At 60.1% G+C, this 17,379-nt stretch carries 17 protein-coding genes and 1 pseudogene; 5 read left to right on the forward strand and 13 right to left on the reverse strand.

What is annotated here, in order from left to right:
* Positions 1 to 51: 51 nt before the first annotated feature.
* From AArcCO_RS08275 to AArcCO_RS08295, 5 genes and pseudogenes are all read right to left on the reverse strand, one after another.
* The gene (locus tag AArcCO_RS08275) at positions 52 to 1,605 is read right to left on the reverse strand and encodes a ribonuclease FAU-1 family protein (RefSeq protein WP_259532949.1); all 1,554 of its coding nucleotides are present in this window, start codon (positions 1,603 to 1,605) and stop codon (positions 52 to 54) included.
* A gap of 69 nt (positions 1,606 to 1,674) precedes the next feature.
* Positions 1,675 to 2,067, reverse strand: coding sequence for an NUDIX domain-containing protein (locus AArcCO_RS08280; protein WP_259532950.1), 393 nt, complete (start codon positions 2,065 to 2,067; stop codon positions 1,675 to 1,677).
* A gap of 233 nt (positions 2,068 to 2,300) precedes the next feature.
* Positions 2,301 to 3,976: pseudogene (locus tag AArcCO_RS08285) on the reverse strand (transposase).
* A gap of 65 nt (positions 3,977 to 4,041) precedes the next feature.
* On the reverse strand, positions 4,042 to 4,926 hold the full coding sequence (locus AArcCO_RS08290) for a DUF7964 domain-containing protein (protein ID WP_259532951.1): 885 nt from the start codon (positions 4,924 to 4,926) through the stop codon (positions 4,042 to 4,044).
* Positions 4,923 to 5,894 carry a DUF7983 family protein gene (locus tag AArcCO_RS08295; protein ID WP_259532952.1) on the reverse strand — a complete coding sequence of 324 codons (972 nt, stop codon included), beginning with the start codon at positions 5,892 to 5,894 and terminating at the stop codon, positions 4,923 to 4,925. Before AArcCO_RS08295 ends, AArcCO_RS08290 begins: the two co-directional genes overlap by 4 nt.
* Positions 5,895 to 6,001: 107 nt before the next feature.
* Between AArcCO_RS08295 and AArcCO_RS08300 the strand changes: the two genes are divergently transcribed.
* Positions 6,002 to 6,361 (forward strand): hypothetical protein, encoded by a 360-nt coding sequence (locus AArcCO_RS08300; RefSeq protein ID WP_259532953.1) that lies wholly within the window; start codon positions 6,002 to 6,004, stop codon positions 6,359 to 6,361.
* A 15-nt stretch (positions 6,362 to 6,376) separates the two neighbouring features.
* Here AArcCO_RS08300 and AArcCO_RS08305 read toward each other — a convergent pair whose 3' ends face one another.
* Genes AArcCO_RS08305 through AArcCO_RS08315 form a run of 3 tightly spaced genes read right to left on the reverse strand, consistent with a single transcriptional unit; the run spans position 6,377 to position 8,215 of the window.
* Positions 6,377 to 7,285, reverse strand: coding sequence for a hypothetical protein (locus AArcCO_RS08305; protein WP_259532954.1), 909 nt, complete (start codon positions 7,283 to 7,285; stop codon positions 6,377 to 6,379).
* Positions 7,286 to 7,343: 58 nt separating this feature from the next.
* The gene (locus AArcCO_RS08310) at positions 7,344 to 7,850 is read right to left on the reverse strand and encodes a PIN domain-containing protein (protein WP_259532956.1); all 507 of its coding nucleotides are present in this window, start codon (positions 7,848 to 7,850) and stop codon (positions 7,344 to 7,346) included.
* The gene (locus AArcCO_RS08315; RefSeq protein ID WP_259532957.1) at positions 7,847 to 8,215 is read right to left on the reverse strand and encodes a UPF0175 family protein; all 369 of its coding nucleotides are present in this window, start codon (positions 8,213 to 8,215) and stop codon (positions 7,847 to 7,849) included. The genes AArcCO_RS08310 and AArcCO_RS08315 overlap by 4 nt, the downstream gene beginning before the upstream one ends.
* A gap of 189 nt (positions 8,216 to 8,404) precedes the next feature.
* Between AArcCO_RS08315 and AArcCO_RS08320 the strand changes: the two genes are divergently transcribed.
* The 4 genes from AArcCO_RS08320 (at position 8,405) to AArcCO_RS08335 (ending at position 12,326) form a co-directional block, all read left to right on the forward strand.
* A complete protein-coding gene (locus AArcCO_RS08320) occupies positions 8,405 to 9,211 on the forward strand; it encodes a BtpA/SgcQ family protein (RefSeq protein WP_259532958.1) in 807 nt (268 codons plus the stop codon).
* A 310-nt stretch (positions 9,212 to 9,521) separates the two neighbouring features.
* On the forward strand, positions 9,522 to 9,914 hold the full coding sequence (locus tag AArcCO_RS08325) for a DUF5805 domain-containing protein (protein ID WP_259532959.1): 393 nt from the start codon (positions 9,522 to 9,524) through the stop codon (positions 9,912 to 9,914).
* A gap of 6 nt (positions 9,915 to 9,920) precedes the next feature.
* On the forward strand, positions 9,921 to 10,994 hold the full coding sequence (locus AArcCO_RS08330) for a tyrosine-type recombinase/integrase (protein WP_259532960.1): 1,074 nt from the start codon (positions 9,921 to 9,923) through the stop codon (positions 10,992 to 10,994).
* A 477-nt stretch (positions 10,995 to 11,471) separates the two neighbouring features.
* The gene (locus AArcCO_RS08335; protein WP_259532961.1) at positions 11,472 to 12,326 is read left to right on the forward strand and encodes a universal stress protein; all 855 of its coding nucleotides are present in this window, start codon (positions 11,472 to 11,474) and stop codon (positions 12,324 to 12,326) included.
* Between the two features lie 2 nt (positions 12,327 to 12,328).
* Here the strand turns inward: AArcCO_RS08335 and AArcCO_RS08340 are convergent, their stop codons facing one another.
* From AArcCO_RS08340 to AArcCO_RS08360, 5 genes are all read right to left on the reverse strand, one after another.
* Positions 12,329 to 13,132: an ABC transporter ATP-binding protein gene (locus AArcCO_RS08340; protein WP_259532962.1), complete on the reverse strand. Its 804-nt coding sequence runs from the start codon at positions 13,130 to 13,132 to the stop codon at positions 12,329 to 12,331.
* Positions 13,129 to 14,166 carry a FecCD family ABC transporter permease gene (locus AArcCO_RS08345; RefSeq protein WP_259532963.1) on the reverse strand — a complete coding sequence of 346 codons (1,038 nt, stop codon included), beginning with the start codon at positions 14,164 to 14,166 and terminating at the stop codon, positions 13,129 to 13,131. The genes AArcCO_RS08340 and AArcCO_RS08345 overlap by 4 nt, the downstream gene beginning before the upstream one ends.
* Positions 14,167 to 14,174: 8 nt before the next feature.
* Positions 14,175 to 15,158 carry an ABC transporter substrate-binding protein gene (locus AArcCO_RS08350; RefSeq protein ID WP_259532964.1) on the reverse strand — a complete coding sequence of 328 codons (984 nt, stop codon included), beginning with the start codon at positions 15,156 to 15,158 and terminating at the stop codon, positions 14,175 to 14,177.
* 260 nt (positions 15,159 to 15,418) lie between these two features.
* On the reverse strand, positions 15,419 to 15,898 hold the full coding sequence (gene moaC, locus AArcCO_RS08355) for a cyclic pyranopterin monophosphate synthase MoaC (protein ID WP_259532965.1): 480 nt from the start codon (positions 15,896 to 15,898) through the stop codon (positions 15,419 to 15,421).
* On the reverse strand, positions 15,891 to 17,336 hold the full coding sequence (locus AArcCO_RS08360; protein ID WP_259532966.1) for an NAD(P)H-hydrate dehydratase: 1,446 nt from the start codon (positions 17,334 to 17,336) through the stop codon (positions 15,891 to 15,893). Before AArcCO_RS08360 ends, moaC begins: the two co-directional genes overlap by 8 nt.
* Between the last annotated feature and the right edge of the window lie 43 nt (positions 17,337 to 17,379).

Here is a 17,379-nt window from a genome sequence, read left to right on the forward strand (position 1 = left end):
TGAGGCGTATAAATAGCGTCGGCGGAACCACTGACGGAGAGCGGCCGGACGTTATAACGCGTTTTCGAGGGCAGTCGCCACCGCGCGCGCCTTCTCGGCCAGTTCGGCCGGCACGTTTCCGGCCGCCTCGGCCGCGTCGAGTTCGTCGTCGTCCACCCGTTCGACGGTACCGTCGCGGTGTTTTACGACGTCGACGTGGAGATCGACGTACCGGATCGCCCCCGGAAAAATTTCGACCGGCGTACAGACGTTGACGTACGTCCCCTTCGGTGTCCCGGAATCGTCCCGATAGGTCGTCGGATACCACCACCGGCCCTCGCGGAACTTCGTCACCGCGACGTCGCCATCCTCGCGGGCGACTCCGAGGCCATCGTAGCTCCCCCGTCCAGTCATCTTTCGCTCGACAGTGACGGTTCCGTCCGATTCGAGCTCGGTTACAGTACCGGTCCCGAGCGTGATCAACCGTCCGTCAGGCTTCCCGTGTTCGATCCGGATTTCGTCGTCCTCGTGGGGGCCGAATTGCCCGGTCACTGTTCGGAAGGGGAACTCGTCGTCATCCACCGGGTCACAAAGCGCCTCGACGAAGTCGACGCCTGCCCCCGCCTCGTCCGATCCTGCCTTGATGCGGTGATGTCCCGGCATCGTGGTGGTTACGTCCCTGCGGCGGTCGTCGAGGCCGAACCGTGACTCCCGACCGAACCACAGCCAGGCGCCGGCCCCGGGAGATGCGAGCGCCTCCGGGCGTACAGTATCAACTGTCGGTCCTTCGGACCCCCCGGTGTCGTCGGACGGGTTCGAGTCTCCCGGAGACAGGGACCCCTCGAGCGCGTCGGCCCGTTCGATTGCCCGTTGGAGTCCAGCCTCCAGGGCGTTCATCTCCAGTTCTGTCGCAGCGTGGGTCCATTGCAACCCCCATCCCTCCGGCGGCTCCAGTCCGAGCAGGTCGGTCATTCCGGCGAGTTCACGGGCGGCCTGATCGTCGTGGGTGTCGACTGTCGTTCCCTCCCGCCCCCGCTCGAGGACCGCGACCCCGCCGTAAGCCCGGATCGTGGTGTCCAACTCGGGACGGCGACTGGTCCAGGGGGGCGACGACGCCGTAACCTGCACCCGGAATTCGTCGCCCACAGAGAGGTGTTCGTGGGCGTTGTCGTACGGTAAATACCCCTCACTCGCCAGGTGATCCGTCGTCATCGGGCCGCCGGTGTCAGTGTTGTTTTCGTCGCCGGACCCGATCGTCAAATCGACGACTGCGCCGCTGCCGAGGGTTTCTGTGACTCGGCCGCGAAAAACCGATCCTCGGGGTGTCGGATCTCCCCACGATAAGGTGTCACGTGACAGTGTGTCGAGGATCGTTTCTCGGACAGCGGTCACGGCCTCGGGATCGCCTTTAACGCCAATACCCTGTCGGTCGTCGGTCGTTTCCACCGCGGCTTCGTGACCTGCCGCGGGAAAATCCTCGTCGAACCGCCGATCGATCGGTCCGGATACGCCGACGACCTCGAACCCCGATCGGAGAAACAGCTGGGTCAGTGCCGTCGAATAGATCCCCCGTATGCGTACGTTCACGTTCTCGCCATCCGGCGAACCGTTGCCGTCACCGCTCATGAAATCCCCTCGGAGGGGCACGGTGAAACGTTTTCCGTGTCGTGTCCGGCGACGAACTGTTTCTCTGGGCTACTGGCCGAACGCGTCGCGAATGATTCGCCCGTGATCGAAGCCTGTTTCGGGGAGTTCCCTAGGAGCGAACGTGTTCACCCGGCGTGCCTCCTCACGGGGCTCCGGCGTCGCGTTACCCACCGGCAAACAGCGATAGGCTGCGCTGACGTTTCCTCGCTCGTCCCGGTCTGGATCGTCGTATAGGCCGACGAACTCCTGGACTGTCACGTCGATCCCGACTTCTTCCGCTACTTCACGAACGCAGGCTTCCCTGGCCGTCTCACCGGGTTCGACGAGGCCGCCCGCGAGAACCCAGTGTCCGTCGAACGGCGGGTGATCTCGTTCGAGGAGAAGTACCTCACCGTCGATATCGATCACGGCATCGCTGGCCAACGCTCTGATCTCGACCATGTGAGAGCCTATGGGTCGTCTGTGTTTGTAGCTATCCCCAAGTTGGAGTTGAGACTACAGCGGGATTAGCGGGGCTGTGATGCGTGGTTTCAGCCGAATCGATGAGCAGAAACTGATTCAGATCGCTTTCTGACCGGACGTTATAGTTGGATAGTCAACTCATCCGGAGTGTTTCCGAGACCGCGGGTAGTGTAGCCACTTAGACGTCGCGCTACCACGGTTAGAGATCCTCGCTATCCGATGCCGGTCTCCTTCTTCAACAGCGTAAGCGTGTTGTCGGCCGTTACGATCGGCGAATGTTCATACTCACCGGTCAACTCGACCTGTACCAGCAAATCGACTGCTCGCCAGATAGAGTACAGCAGACACGCAAACGCGAAGTAGAAAAAGCGAAGCCCAAAATTCTTCGAGGTCGTCGCAGCCATGAACCGCCAGATCGATTTGTACCCGCTCTCTATCTCCCAGCGGTAGCCGTACTCAGTGAGGTGCCCGCTCCCTCGATTCGTCATGAACACTGAATACTGCCGGTGGTCGTCGTGCTCGGAGTCTTCTTTCCGGCGGTAGATCAGCGTCGTCTCGTGCCACTCGTTCTTGCCCAGATGGAGCTTGCAGTCGGTTTCATACCGGTCTTGGCCCCGCTGGAGTAACCGCTTGGCCTGGGCTTTCTCGCTGGTCTGCATCCGCTTGGGAACGACGTAGGAGAGTCCACGCTGGCTGATCATCTCCAAGACGTGCTGACTGTCGAACTCCCGGTCCATTAGCACGTTATCGACGTGGACGAGCCCTTCAGTCGAACCAGCAAGTCCTCGACTATCTCCTTGCGTGACTCGTCTTTCCGTACCGGACGGGCATCAAGGACGAGTGGGACAGCGTTGCCGACCAACTGGACTGTCGCCCATTGGTAGGCGTATTCGTCGTTCTTCTCCTTCGTCCCGATTATCTCGTCTTCGTGGCCCGTTCGGTCACCTGTGAAGGGATCGGCTCCAGTGATATCGATCGCTACGATCCCGGCACGATAGAACGCCTCCGTCGCTGCGACCTCTTCTAAGAGTCGGCCCGCCGCTTGCCGATACATCTCTCGAATCTGTTCGATCGAGAGATCACGAAGATGGTCACGATGCGCGTGTCCCATCGGAGTCCGGTCACGAGTCGACTCGTGGATGAAACTGCGAGCTCCCTCGTTCGCGGCGAGATTCTCTCGCAACCCCAGATACGTTTGCAAGTCCCAAAACGCATTCTCGTGGATCTCACAGCCCTCACCACGATTAAGCGAGAACGCGGGGACGATGATGCGGCTGACGTGGTCGGTGATCTTGCTCGCCTGATCGAGAACGTCTCCATCGTCTGGCTCCGGCTGACCGGATTCAGTATCGTGGTGCCGGAGGGTTCGATCCGGTTCACGCGGGACCGTGATACCCGCGATCTGAGCGGTGATGAGGATCGTTCGAGCAACCGTTTTGATAGTCCCGCGGAGATCTTCCGTGAAGCGTGTGTGCCAACTTCGCCACAGCGTTGACTGATTGGGTATCGACTCGATGCCCAGTTGCTCACGGATATCAGATCGACGTTTGAGGTACTCAACGAGTGCAGTCTCGTGGTCCCATCCGTGGAGTTCCTTCAGCACGAACAGGCGAAAGAGCGTGGCCATCTCATAGCGTGTCGAGTTCGCGTATCGATCGTGAGGGTTGAATCGAAAGTAGGCCAGCGGAACCGTACAGACGAACAGCTCAACTGAGGTATGGGCGTCGTGATCGAACCACGCTTCCGAAACAGTACGAACGTCCGACTCCAGTCCGGCTAGCGAACCTCGGTCATACAACGGTGTCGAGTCGTACACCGGCCACTCGACGTGCGGTTTTCGGGCGATCCAACGAAAGACATTCCGGCGAGACGCACAGGTTGGTGCCACTGTGAGACGCTGGACACGTCACGGCCAAGAACTCGTTCTCTTCGACAGACAGTCAAGAGAGCAGCCTACAGGTGGCCGTATCCTATGCGTTCGAGTTCTGCTTCCAGTTCGACGTGCATCGCTTCGACAGTCTCCTCGTCGAAATGCTGCCCTGTCATCGCCCCCGATATCTCCGCGATTTCAGCGTGCCACTCGCGTACTGCGTCCGCAAGGGCCGCGAGGAGTTCTCCTTCCGTCTTGTCTGCTCCATCAACTTCCTCAACGACCTGCCACCCCGGCTGGAAGTTTTCGAGGACGTATCCCCTCTCTTCGAACTGAATCGCGAACCGTTCGCAGACCGCCCCGAATCCGGTTTCGAGACTGAGCAGTGGTATGACGTGGACGATACCATCTCGCTTCTCCAACTCACGCAGATCCGCAACGGGAACAGCAGTTTCAGGGAGCACCGAATAGAGTGGGTCAGGGAGAGGCGAATCGCTTTCAGCGGCTCCTGGTGCGTCGTACTGGTCGTCGATGGACTCGCCTTTCTCTTTCACACCCTCTGGTGGTTTGTCGCTCGGCTCATCGCTGAGAATCTCTTTCAAGATTGCGTAGAACCGCCATTCGTCGCCGTAGTCATAGAGGTAGCAGATACGGTCATACTGTTCGAGGCCGAGCTGGCGAGTCATCTCGCCGATCGTCACCTCGTCAGCGTTCTCAATCCGTTCCGTACGCAATACCGGATCACCACCAAGCGACTCCTCGTACTCCTGCGGGCACTGGTATTTGACGGCGCTATCCCAATAGTCTTCATCCTCCCCGACGAACCAGAGGTGGCCCTGATCGAGTCCGACCGCAGGGTTGATCGCCGACTGAAATTCGGAGATCGTTCTGTCCGCACCAACGACGATATCCCGCCACAGCGACGTCGGGTCGGGGTCGAATTTGACGCGAAAGCGGTAGGCAGTCATCCTTGCATCTCCGTACCTGTGCGGAAGCTGGTGAGCTCGTCGATACGCTGCTCGAGCTCCTCGATCTCCGCTCGTAGCTGGTTCGCTTCATCGTCCTTGCTGGCAGCAAGGCGGTCTTTCAACCCCTGCAATCGGGAGTCTTTGACGTCTTCATCGACCTCCGCTTTGCGAACGTATTCGCTTTCTTCGACTTCGTACACATCGGATTCGGAGAGCGTGGTGACTTCCAGCGCTTCATCGACTTTCGAGCGATCGACGCTCAGCACACGTTCGCGGTCGATGCCAGCGTTCTCGAGGCGTTCCAGCACCTCCTCGTCGTCTTTGAGCGAGCGGTTGCGGCGACTCGTCCGCTGGACGGAGCCGTACTGCCCGGAAACCGGACGGTCGTGATGAAGCCGAGCGAGGAGGACATCCGCGATCTCCTTGCGGAATTCGTTAGCATCTCGCTGGACATCCGAAAGCAGGGTGTAGAGATTCACCAACGCGTCGGTCTCCAGTTCAGAGAGAGTAGTCACATCGTGGCGTTCGAGTGCATCGATGAGGAGAAGTGCATCCGAGTAGACATCAAGTCCGTCGGGTTCAGTTCGTTCCTCGTCCGTAGATTCCTGTTCCGCGCCCACCACCTGCGTTGCCGTCGAAACCTCCGATTGTGTGATGATGCCAGCGTCCTTATCAACCTCGAACCGTGGATGGACACTCCATACCGCCGGGTATGGGTCGGCATCCGGCGGGAGACGGTCAAGATCAAACCCGTCGGGAGAATCCTCGATTCGTCGATAGAGCGTTTCGAACTGGTCGCGTTGGAGCGGTCGCGTCTCGTCTCTGTCTTCGAACTGAATGATGACGCGAGCGTCCTGCACGTCAGTAATACGAAATCGCTGATGGGAGAGCGGCGTGATGAGCGTCGCGCTCTCGGGAAGGTCGTCGAGTTCGTCGAGAAGCGTGTGCCAGCTGGCGGTGAAAGACATATACGATGGTTGTGATCCATTCCGACTAAATCTTGTTCACGACGCGGCTACTGGCAGACAGTCTCTGTAACAGACACCCTGATACGTGGCTCTTCGAAATTACCGATATGGCTAATACGTACGCACTCCGTGTTCAGGTCGAGTCACACGAGTACGACGGCGAGTTCTATCTCGTCGGCGACGGATACGGAACCCCAGCAGACGTGTTAGACAACGTCGCTGCCGACCATCTCTTGCGGATCGCGAATGCGCCACGTATCGAAGAGTACCTGCTCGACGTGCTGAAGCACGGGGAGAATACAAGTAAAGCCGAATATGAGGCGACAGACAGCGATGTCGAATGCTGGATTCACGTCGACGTCTCCTACCGGAGATACGCCTTCGGTGTCGGAGACAGAGTATTCGAGTTCTCAAGCGAACCGAGCAAAAGCGAAATCGCATCGACTGTCACGCAACTCCAGTCGTAAGCTATTGACTCTCGTTCAGGGATCGAAGTGGTAGACGTAGGGGTGATCAGCCTTCCCAGCGGGCATAATCTCTTCGAGTAGCTCGCGAACCTCGGATTCGGAGGGAGCACTGGTGATGATTCGATCGTCGTAGATCGCTACGTAGGCTTCGTTGAGTCCCAACTCGCGCAGTTCGCGACCCAAGCTTCGGGCACGGGCTTTCCCCATCTCTTGATGGTAAATCCGCTCCAGTTCGTCGGTTTTCTCCCGCAACTGCTCGATCTCCGACGCGTATCGTTCGCGGTTGCGCTTGTTCTTCATGTAGAAGCGCAACTCCTCGGCGTCCGTCTTTTGGTCTTCCTCGGGTGCTGGAAGCGAGTCGATGATGCCGAAGCGATGTTTGGCCTCCTCGTATTCGTCGTCGATGTCTGCGCTGAGCGAGCCCCCGAAGATGATGTTCTTGACCCCGATCCACCCGTCGTAGACGATCTGGTCCTCGAACGGTAACAGGGCGACACTCGAAACCGGGACTGGAAGTGCGGACTCGTCCCACAATTCGGCGAACGGAAGCCGAGCAGGGCGGACTGCGTATGCTTTCGGCGGTTCTGTCCAATCGAGGAAGATCGCATCGTCCTCTCGATAGCGGACGACGACGAACTCGCCGGCGACGAAGTCAGTCCACGCTGCGACCTGTTCGAGATCAGTCTCCGACAGGTCGGGAGGGTTCTCTTCAACGAAGTCCTCAATCAAGTCTGTCGTCGACTCGTTGTACAGCGTGTTTCGGAGCGGGAGAAGCTCGTCAGTGTAGTGCTGTTCAAGATCAGCGACCGTTTCGATTTCTTCGATGACCTCGAATCGGTCGTTGACATACACCAACAGATGGGCGTACAGGTCTAGAAACCGTTGCTCACTCTCTTCGGATAGTCGTCTGTCGGCTTCACTCATTGGTAATAGACGTGTTCACGGGCACACTAATCAGGCGTTTCGAACACAAGCAAGCCCGTCATCGATACTCGGAAATCGTCCGATACGGGACGTAGTAACCGATCTCATCGATCCACGTCGACAGCCACCCGTCAGCAGTCGCTTCATCGATCTTCCCAGCATCGATTGCAGCCAACAGAACGCCAACCGACCCGACAACGGTCACGCCCTGGTCTTTCGCAAAGGATCGGGCATCTCCGTCGTCTGTCAGCAGCCGACCGTCGTGTGCGTCGGCGAGGGCGAACGCTTGGGCTTCCCCGGGGTCGAGGTGCCCACCAACAACGGCTTCTCTGTTTGCGACAGTATCCGAAATCGTCGCGACTGGGATTTCGTCATCAAGCGTATCGAGTGCTTCCTGGAGATATGGGTGATTATCGATGCCGTGTTCAAGCTCCTCACGCACGACTGGTACCGTACAGATTCCAGATAGGTCAGCAACTACCCACAGCTGATCGATGTACGCAAAATTCGAGAGTACAGTCGTGTTCAAGACGCTCGGGTGCGCTGGGAGATCGTCACCTGTCATTTAGCACGTGACTCCTCATCAGACGAGTCCTCATCATCGAATTCGAGTTCGCGTGCTGTTTCTATCTCGTAGGCTGCGTCGTCTTCGTCGACGAGCCCCAGACGAAGTTCAACACCGTGCTCACGGAGGATGTCACGCATCGTCCAGCGGTCGACATCAGCGAGCCTCGCGGCATCACCGAGTGTGATCCGCTCGCGTTCGTAGAGGGCGACCGCAGCTGCAATACGCTCGCTTTCGTGGTCCTCGAAGTATTCACGCACGAACTCTCGCAACGCATCGCTCTTGCCACTAAACACACCAGCCTCGACAGCGCCCTCGATGAGGAGATCGAGATCGTCTGGATAGGAGCCGGTGATTCGAGCCATCGTTCTATCCCAGACTACGCCTTCATACTATTTATGAACTTCGCCAGAATGCCATATGCATTGAGACGACCAGTCTCAACTACTGTCCCCAAGCATTCAATATAGCGCCATATAGTTTATTTCGATGGTTGTTGTCGGCGTGTGCTCGAGTGTCGGCACCCCTTTGGGGCAGCCGTTCCCCCACTCTGTATGAACGTCCGAGACCCGAGCGAGTTCCTCTTGATCGGAATGGTGCATTTACCGCCGTTGCCCGGTTCTCCCGACAGTACTGGGATCGATGACGCCTTGAAACGAGCCGTAGCTGACGCCACAGCACTCGAAGATGGTGGTATCGACGCAATCCTCGTGGAAAACTTCGGCGACGCGCCGTTTTACCCCGACGAAGTGCCGAAACACACCGTCGCGTCGATGACGCGGATCGCAACTGAGCTCAGCGAGGCGATCGACGTTCCCCTGGGGGTCAACGTCTTGCGGAACGACGTCCCCGCGGCGATCGCAGTTGCCGGCGCCGTCGGGGGAGAGTTCGTCAGGGCGAACGTTCACGCCGGCACCCGAATCACCGACCAGGGGATCATCGAAGGAGCTGCCCACGAGACGATCCGCCTCAGGGAACAACTCGACCCCGAAATCGCCGTACTGGCGGACGTCGATGTCAAACACTCGCAACCAGTTTCACCGGGGTACGACCCGGCCACAGCACTCGAAGACGTCGTCGAACGAGGGTTAGCAGACGGCGTAATCGTTTCCGGATCGGCGACGGGGAAAAAGGCTGATCCCGAATACGTATCCGATCTGTGTGAGGCCGTCACCGAAACCTCACGGAGTCCCCCCGTTTTCGTTGGAAGTGGAGTCGACGTCGACAACCTGGAACAGTATCTCGAAATCGCCGACGGCGCGATCGTCGGCTCCGCTTTCAAGCCGGATGGTGACCTCAGAACTCCCGTCGAAGCAGAGCTCGTCGAGATGCTCGTCCGACGAACACGACGAAATAGGTGACGGATCCGACGGAGTGTTCGTCGAAACCACGATTCAAATTTTGACCATATCTAAACGACTGTATTCGATATCTGTCCGATAAAAGCCGACATAACTCACTCCTTTCCGTCGATTCAAAAGCGACGAAATATCGGAATCCACCCCGAGTATACTAATCCTGAATTATAGTACTACATGAATTGAGAATAGTACTACAATTTCGGATTACAGGATATTCCGCCGGGTATATCTAGGGCTAGAACTCCGGGTAAGTGTCCTTATCCCGAAGTGTGGGGATAGATTGAAGGGACTGCCGCCAGAGCGAGGAAACATGGGCAGCGAGGACGAGCGCGTCGCCGTGAAGACCTACGTGCCGGCGTATCAAAAAACGCGGTGGCGTGAACACGCAGACCAGCTGGGAATGAGCCAAAGCGAGTTCCTGCGAACGATGGTGCAGGCGGGTCGTCGCGGATTCGATCTCGCGGAGAAGTCCGAGGAAGGTGGTTCTAACGCCACGAACCCCGGGGGTGACGTCCTCGAAAGCCGGATACACGACCTCCTGGAATCTGAGGGGACGTTGGACTGGGACGAACTCCGGGAGGAACTGGCTGTCGATCTCGAAGACCGGATGGATGAAGCACTGTCTGGCTTGCAGGACAGAAACCAGGTGAAGTACAGTGGACGGGACGGCGGATACACCCTGACCGAAGAGGGAGGTACGTAGTACCCAATGAGCGTCGATTCCACCGAGGCGGATCCGGAAGACCCCATCGCATACTTCCTCGAGGACCTCACCTTCCACGGCAAGACGGAGCGCACCCGGGACGCTTACGAACGCGTGCTCCGGGAGTTCGAGGCGTTTCTCGCCGATCCAGAACAGAGTCCCCAGGAACGGCCGGTGAATCCCGCCGAGGCGTCGTATCGGGATTGTATGGCGTACATTCACACCCTGCGCGGATCGGTGAGCGAAAGCACCGTTGCGACGTATGCGGCGTATCTCCACCGCTTTTACGCCTACATGACCCAGGTCGGAGCGTTCGACGCCAACCCGATGGCGCTGGTCGTCGAAGAAATGGACGAAACCGTCGAGAAAGACCCCCAGCGACGGGAAATTTCGATTCCCGAGATGCGCGCTTTCCTCGGGGACATCGACCATCCGTTGCATCGCGCCGTCGTCGTCACCCTTTTGAAAACTGGCATGCGGGTCGGCGAACTGTGCAATCTCGACCTTCGGGACCTCTGGCTTTCCGACACGCAAGTCGTCGACGAGTACGGTGTCTCCCCCAGAGCACAGCTGTCAGGGCACCCGGATTCACTGTACGTACCGACGGAACCGACCGTGGGCGAACAGTACAACGGTGAAGTCAGAACAGCTTCGAACAAGCGCCAGCGGGAGACGATCATCCCGGTCGACGAGGAACTCGGGGGCGTCCTCCTCCGGTGGCTGGCTGTCCGTCCCGACGCGAGATCGGCGGCGGAACCGCTGTTCGTCGCCACGAGTGAAGACTGGGGAACCCGACTGGACCCCGCCGCCGTCAGGCACATCGTCGAACAACACGCCCGTGAGTGGGGATGGTATCACACCGGCGGTGGCTCCGCGGAAAACGTCACTCCCCACTACTTTCGGCACTTCTTTACCACCCACCTCCGCGACCGGACCGGCGACCGCGGCATCGTGAAGTATCTCCGCGGGGACGTTGCCAGCGACATTATCGACACGTATACACACAACTGGGGCGACCAGGTTCGTGACACCTACGAGACATATATCTACTCGATCGTCGGCGGATCCGACACTGCATAAACCATATATTGCGATATGAAAACCTCGGGGTGGGGTGTTCTGCAAAGGTACAAGAAACCCCGGCGATAGCGAACCGAGTGAATGCTTATTTCTTTTGTGTAGAGGGGAACAATTTCCGAAAAGGGGTTATACCCCTGAAAAGGCGATTTATGGATAATGACCTTCGAGTATGTACTTTCCCGAGTAGTGCCACACACGGTTCAGGGTGGATAAAGCGGCGTGATTGACGAATCGTTACGATAGTTCTATTGCCATGATCTGAACACCGAAATCCTGAATCTGTTTGTTCCACTCCGGGATCGTCCATTGATCATGGTTCGCCTGTCCTGATCGCGTGGGTCGCCAGTGCTGACCGAGGTGGCACTTTCGGTCAGAGAATCAACGGGCCGGCCCACGCGGCCTTTACAACTGCCTACCAATTTCGATCTGGGGGGTGACGGGAAAGAGTACTTGATCCCTCTCCGCGAAGAATTACCCATGTACGACCGGCTGCTCATCGCGGTCGACGGAAGCACTGGCGCCGCCCGCGCGGTCGAATACGGTCTCTCAGTCGCCAGGGCGACGGACGCGGCGGTGGACCTCCTGTACGTCGTCGACACGTCGATCGATCGGCTGATCGATCCGGAGGACGGGCGAACGCTGCTCGATCGGTCGGAGAAGTCCGGCAGGCGTGTGACTGCCGAGATTCAAAAGCGTGCGGAGGGTCTCGACGTCGACCGGGAGATCAGACGCGGCCGACCGTACGAAGAAATCATCGCACACGCCCACGAACGTGACGTCGATCTGTGTGTGCTCGGAACACGTGGGGCGGGCGATCGCCGACTCGGCAGCACGGCAGAGCGGGTCGTTACTCTGGCGGATGTGCCCGTCGTGTCTGTTCCGGACACCGAGGAGGTTCAGCATTCGTTGCCGGATCCACTCTCGGACATCGTGGTGGCGACTGACGGGAGCGACGCGGCCGAACGTGCCGCAGACCACGCATTACAGATTGCGGAACGCTTCGGTGCGACACTGCATGCGGTGTACGTGATCGACTCGACAGTGTACGACCTCGAGGACGCTCCACGGAGTATCGTGGGATTGCTCCGGGAGGGTGGCGAGACGGTAGTCGAGGAGATCACCGCGAGCGCGAAGGAGGTGAACGTTCCCACCACGGGTCAGGTTCTCCGGGGCGCGCCGGCGTCAGAGCTGTGTGGATACGCAGACGGCGTCGACGCAGGTCTGATCGCCGTCGGGACGCGAGGGCGCGAGGGAGTGCCAGACCGGCTGCTCGGGAGCACGACGAGGCGGATCATCCGGGACGCCGGCCGCCCGGTGCTGTCATTGCGGTAGCGTCAGTGCACAGCGTCGTGTGATGTCGTCGCGATCGGTGCATCGGGCAGTACGACCGTCCGTCCGTTCCGCCGTTCGACCTCTGCACGAACGCCGTACACCTCTTCGATCGTCTCGGGTGTCAAGACGTCGGATCCACCGATCGCGTGAATCCTCCCGTCGTGGAGCATCGCGATCCGATCGGCGAACCGCGTCGCCAGGTTCAGATCGTGGATCGCCATTACGACTGCCCGGCCACGGTCGCGTTCCTCCCGGAGCGCCTCGAGCACTTCCAGCTGATGTCTGACGTCCAGATCGCTGGTTGGTTCATCGAGCACCAGCAATCGCGGCTGCTGGGCGAGCGCTCTCGCGATGGTCACTTTCTGGCGTTGGCCGCCGCTTAAGCCTTCGAAGGGGCGGTCCGAAAGCTCAGAGAGGTCGAGCCGATCGAGCAGTCGCGTGACGAGTTGGAGGTCCTCGTCAACAGGTCGCCAACTCGCGTGTGGTCGCCGGCCGAGCAACACCGTGTCGAAAACGGTCGCTGGATAGCGCCCGCGCTCCCGCTGAGGGACATAGCCCACGCGACGCGCGATCTCGGGCCGAGACAGCTCGGAGATGGCTGTTCCATCCAGGAAAACTTCCCCCGCATCGGGCTCGTGGATCCCGTTGAGACATTTGAGCAACGTACTCTTGCCAGATCCGTTCGGCCCGACGAGCGCGAGAAGTTCCGCCTCGTCGATCGCGAGGTCGATCCCGCTGAGAACCGGCGTGTCGTCGTACGCGAAACGCAGGGTTTCGACATCGACCAGGCGTTCTGATCGGGTCACCAGTACTCCCTCCCTCTAATCACCAGATACAGGAACAGCGGTGCCCCGAGAAACGCCGTGAGAATACCGACCGGCAACACGACTGGATCAAAAGCGGTGCGGGCGACCGTGTCAGAAACCAAAAGCAATAGCCCACCGACGACACAGGAAAGTGGGATCACGTACCGGTCGTCGCCGCCCACGAGCTTCCGCACGATGTGGGGAACGACGAGCCCGACGAAGCTGATGATTCCCACAAAGGCAGTGATCGTTGCGGTCACGAGCGACGCGACGACCATCCCGTTGACTCTGAGCCGTCTCACGTCGACTCCGAGACCGGCTGCCGTTTCGTCACCCGCCGAGAGCGCCGTGTAGTCCCAGCTGTTGTACACGAAATACCCCGTCGCCACAGCGGCGACCGACGACATCACACCCAGTTCGAGATACGCCGGCCGTCCGACGTCACCGAACGTCCAGAACACGATCGCAGAGACGTCAGAGGGATCTGCAAGGTACTGCAGTGCCGACGTCCCTGCGGCGAACATCGACCCCAGTGCGATCCCGGTGAGGATCATCGTCTCCGGGGTCGCCCGGGTGTACACCACCAGAAGGAGAATCGCGCCAGCCGACATCAGCGAGAACAGGAACGCCGAGCCGGCAATCACGTACTGTGAGACGAGTACCCCTGTTCCCGATAGCACGACGACAGCGACGGCTGCGCCGAAGGCGGCCGCCTGCGAGATTCCGAGTGTAAACGGGGAGCCGAGGGGGTTGTTCAACACCTTTTGCATTGCCGCCCCGGCGACGGACAACCCGAGGCCAGCAGCGATTGCAGAAAGCACCCGGGGGAGACGGATCCGCCAGACGATCGTCTCGTTGGTCGCTGACGCCTCGCCAGAGAGAATCTGCAGGACGTCGACGACGGACAGCTCCGCGGCGCCGGCGGCGATAGACCACGCAGTTGCGAGGACCAGCAGCCCCACCGACCCGACACCGACGAGTCGCTTCCGCCGATTCCGTCGTTTGTATCGGACGTGTGCTGGCGTCGATGACATAGCACTCCTTACAGTTCGACCGCCCCGTACGGGCCGTGTGCGTCAGCCATCCTTTCGTACAGGTCCTGGTCGAAGAACCCCCGATACACTCGATCGGCTGCCGTTTTCGGGTCGACATCGCCGAACGCCGCGGGATACAGGATCGTTCCGATGTAGTAGGCGTTAGCGAGCATGGTCGACGGATTGTAATCGTAGTAGTAATGGGGATGAACGCCGTAAACAGCGCCGTTACGGACTGCAGAGAGGGAATCTAGTCCCGATCCGCGAAGTCCGTCTTGCACAATCGAGAGGTTCGCCCGGTTGATGAATACAACTTCTGGATCCCACTCCAGGAGCTTCTCGGATGCGACGTCCCGCTTCGCCGTCGAACCGGTCGATTCGGCTGCTTTTGGCGCAAGTTCGATAGCCACCGACTCCGCTCCGACCATCGAGAACGGCGGGAACGGAACTTCGGTCGACGTCATCGCCTGACCGCCGCGGTGGCTTACGGCGCCGACGAACGTTGACGGGTGGCCGACGGCGTCACTACTCAGTTCCTGAAGTTCCTGGCGGCGGGATTCGACGAACGAGACCAGTTCCTCCGCACGTTCCGTTCGACCGACCGCTTCAGCGACCGTTCTCCAGGCCGTGTACAGCGACTCGCGATCGTCGCCGAAGTTCCCCTGGTCGACCCAGACAGTCGGGACGCCCGTCTGGGACTGCAGTTGCGCACTACCGTCCGGTGTATCCGTGGATGCGACGATCAGATCCGGAGCCTGCGTCACGATCGCCTCCGCGTCGCCGCCGTGCTGTGGCCCGGCGGTGGGCAGCTCGCGAAATTCGGGATATGCGATATTGTACGGCGGTGTCCAGTTATCGGTGGCGCGTTCCTGGTGCTCCACGGCGACGACGTCAGAGCCGACGCCCAGGTGGCACACCAACCGGAGTGCACCCGGTCCGACGGCGACGATGCGATCCACCTCCGCGGGCACCTGGACCGTTCTCTCGGCCATGTCGGTCAGCTCCACGCCTCCTATTGCGCCCGTAGACTGACCGTATGTACAGCCGGCGGTGGCGGAACCGACAGCGAGACCGAGTCCGGATAGGAACGCTCGGCGAGAGAAGGCGGCCATCGGTGATTCGAATAACTGTTGTCGTCGTTGCGAAATAATACTTTTGAGTAGAATCGTATTACGGTGATCGGCCACAGTGATACCCGGCTATCGACAGCGGTTCCATTGAACAGGTGCCGGAATCAGCCGACTGCAAACAGCTACTGAATGCGGCGTTTCCGTTTTTCGACCACTCGGACGTTGTCGATTGCCGTCTCCGGATACTGGCCGTCCGCGTCTTTCTCGGCGGCTTTCACCATGTCCCAGATCACGTTCAACCCGGTCGTCACACCTTCGAGTGCTTCCATCTCACAGCCCGTCTTTCCGGTTGTTTCGACGGCGACTTCCAGAGTGATCTGGTCGTCTCCGAGATCGAAGTCGGTGTCCACGTTCGAGATGGGGATCTGGTGGCACATCGGAATCGTCTCCCAGGTGTGTTTGACGGCCTGCACCGCGCCCACGCGCGCGGTCGCGAGAACATTTCCTTTCCCGATGTCGTCTTCGCGGATCGACTGAATCGTCGACGGCTGCAGGTGGATCTCGCCACGGGCGACCGCCCGTCGTGCAGTGTCGGGCTTGTCGCCGACGTCGACCATCTGCACGTTCCCCTCGTCGTCGGTGTGGGTCAGGTCCTCACTCATCCGTACGTAGTGCCTCCGGGAGCCGATCGATTAAGTCCGTCGCGACCAGTCCGTTCCCCGCGTCGTCGTAAGCGCTATCGCCCGCCCGCCCGTTGGCGAACGCGCCGACTGCACCCGCCTCGAACGGCGGAAGGACCGAAAGCAACGCGCCGACGGCGCCCGCGAGTACGTCTCCGGTACCGCCAACGGTCATGCCAGGATTTCCGGTTCGGTTGATCCGGACGTTCTCTCCGTCCGTAACGACGTCGTATTGCCCTTTTACCAGCAGAACGTGGCCGAGTTCCGCCGCGAACTCCGAGACGAGATCCGCCCTCGTTTCCCAGTCGTCGGCTCCCGGGCCACCCATTCCGCGCAACTCCCCCTGATGGGGGGTACAGACGAGCGTCGCGTCGGTGTCGACGTCCGGAACGACCTCCAGTACGTCGGCGTCGATCACTGCCCGTCCCTCGAACTGGTCGAGAAATGCATGAACTGCCTCGAGCGTCGCCTCGGCGTCCCCGAGTCCCGGGCCGAACACGACCGCGTCGTGATCGGCGGCGAGTTGTGCGATCTGCTCGACGTGAGCCGGCGCAAGCGTCTCGCCCGAGAACGGCCGGACGATGAGATCCGGCGAGAACGCCTGAACCTCGCGTGCGACGAGTTCGGGACAGGCGACCCGAACGAGGTCCGCCCCTGCACGTAACGCCGCCGACGCTGCGAGCGTCGGTGCACCGGTGTATGGTCCTCCGCCAACGACGAGGACTTCGCCGTTCTCGCCTTTGTGAGAGTCCGGCCGACGATCGAGTTGGAGCAGGTCTCCTGGACCAGTGAACAGCTCGGCCGCCCGTGGGATACCGATGTCGGCGACCGTTACGTCGGCATCGAGCGACTCGAGTCCGGGCTTTCGGTCGTGGAACGTGACGACGTGATCAGCGTCGATTGCGATCCCGTCGCCCCCGCCGAGACGGTCCCCCGTGTCCGGGTCGATCCCCGTCGGAACGTCGACTGAGAGTATGGGTGCATCGAGATCCCCGAGGTGGTCGACGACGCTTCGTTCCGGTTCCCTGAGCGCACCCGTGGCCCCGGTCCCGAGGATCGCGTCGACGACCAGATCTGGCTCGCCGGGATCGAACGTCCGGCTGTCCCGGACGACGGTCGCGTCCAGTTCGGCCGCCACGATGGCCTCCCAGTTCTCACGGGTGATCTCGGTGGTGATCGTTTCGGGGCGGCCCAGCAGGTGGACCGTCATCTCGTACCTCTCGAGAAATCGTGCGGCGACCAGCGCGTCGCCGCCGTTGTTGCCCCGACCGCACACGACCGCCACCGCGTCACCAGGGTCGGCGAGCTGCCGAACGACGCGTGCAATCGCGTTCCCGCTGGACTCCATCAACTGTTTTCGCGGGACGCCCAGCGCCTCGGCGTTCGCATCGACGGCCGCCATCCGCTGGCTCGTAATCATACGCGAACCGTCACCGTCCAGAAAATTATAGCTGCTGTCTCCG

This window comes from Halalkaliarchaeum sp. AArc-CO (assembly GCF_024972735.1).
GTDB lineage: Archaea > Halobacteriota > Halobacteria > Halobacteriales > Haloferacaceae > Halalkaliarchaeum.

Coding starts and splice junctions, on each gene's coding strand:
- AArcCO_RS08275 (WP_259532949.1), bottom strand. CDS start 1,605: ATGAGCGGTGACGGCAACGGTTCGCCGGATGGCGAGAACGTGAACGTA.
- AArcCO_RS08280 (WP_259532950.1), bottom strand. CDS start 2,067: ATGGTCGAGATCAGAGCGTTGGCCAGCGATGCCGTGATCGATATCGAC.
- AArcCO_RS08290 (WP_259532951.1), bottom strand. CDS start 4,926: ATGACTGCCTACCGCTTTCGCGTCAAATTCGACCCCGACCCGACGTCG.
- AArcCO_RS08295 (WP_259532952.1), bottom strand. CDS start 5,894: ATGTCTTTCACCGCCAGCTGGCACACGCTTCTCGACGAACTCGACGAC.
- AArcCO_RS08300 (WP_259532953.1), top strand. CDS start 6,002: ATGGCTAATACGTACGCACTCCGTGTTCAGGTCGAGTCACACGAGTAC.
- AArcCO_RS08305 (WP_259532954.1), bottom strand. CDS start 7,285: ATGAGTGAAGCCGACAGACGACTATCCGAAGAGAGTGAGCAACGGTTT.
- AArcCO_RS08310 (WP_259532956.1), bottom strand. CDS start 7,850: ATGACAGGTGACGATCTCCCAGCGCACCCGAGCGTCTTGAACACGACT.
- AArcCO_RS08315 (WP_259532957.1), bottom strand. CDS start 8,215: ATGGCTCGAATCACCGGCTCCTATCCAGACGATCTCGATCTCCTCATC.
- AArcCO_RS08320 (WP_259532958.1), top strand. CDS start 8,405: ATGAACGTCCGAGACCCGAGCGAGTTCCTCTTGATCGGAATGGTGCAT.
- AArcCO_RS08325 (WP_259532959.1), top strand. CDS start 9,522: ATGGGCAGCGAGGACGAGCGCGTCGCCGTGAAGACCTACGTGCCGGCG.
- AArcCO_RS08330 (WP_259532960.1), top strand. CDS start 9,921: ATGAGCGTCGATTCCACCGAGGCGGATCCGGAAGACCCCATCGCATAC.
- AArcCO_RS08335 (WP_259532961.1), top strand. CDS start 11,472: ATGTACGACCGGCTGCTCATCGCGGTCGACGGAAGCACTGGCGCCGCC.
- AArcCO_RS08345 (WP_259532963.1), bottom strand. CDS start 14,166: ATGTCATCGACGCCAGCACACGTCCGATACAAACGACGGAATCGGCGG.
- AArcCO_RS08350 (WP_259532964.1), bottom strand. CDS start 15,158: ATGGCCGAGAGAACGGTCCAGGTGCCCGCGGAGGTGGATCGCATCGTC.
- moaC (WP_259532965.1), bottom strand. CDS start 15,898: ATGAGTGAGGACCTGACCCACACCGACGACGAGGGGAACGTGCAGATG.
- AArcCO_RS08360 (WP_259532966.1), bottom strand. CDS start 17,336: ATGATTACGAGCCAGCGGATGGCGGCCGTCGATGCGAACGCCGAGGCG.